This is a genomic window from Cellulosimicrobium cellulans, from assembly GCF_007679345.1.
In the GTDB taxonomy this organism is placed as follows: domain Bacteria; phylum Actinomycetota; class Actinomycetes; order Actinomycetales; family Cellulomonadaceae; genus Cellulomonas; species Cellulomonas cellulans_A.
The window spans coordinates 1-340 of the sequence record NZ_VEGH01000037.1 but is presented as its reverse complement, the minus strand read 5'-3'; the positions used below and the strand labels follow the sequence as shown (position 1 = coordinate 340).

The 340-nt window shown below is 77.4% G+C and carries 1 protein-coding gene; it reads left to right on the top strand.

The window, feature by feature from the left end:
* Positions 1 to 340 (top strand): HNH endonuclease signature motif containing protein (locus FS882_RS21250; protein WP_187365418.1); only part of this gene is annotated, 340 nt, incomplete at both ends.

The following is a 340-nucleotide window of genomic DNA, read 5'->3' as shown; positions in this document are numbered from 1 at the left end:
ACCAGCCCGCCCACCTCGACGGCCACGGACCCCTCGACGCCGTCGCCGCCCGCGCCCTCGCCGCCGACGGCGTCTGGCAGCGGGTCGTCACCGACCCCCTCACCGACCGCGTCCTGGACGTGGGCCGCCAGCGCTACCGACCACCCGCCGCCCTCGTCGAGCTCGTCCGCACCCGCGACGGCACCTGTGCCGCACCCGGGTGCACCGTCCCCGCCTGCGGCTGCGACCTCGACCACACCGTCGAGTACCACCCCCAGCCGGGAGCCGACCCCGACGCGCCCCTGGGCCGCACCGACGCCGACAACCTCGGACCCCTGTGCCACCGCCACCACCGCCTCAA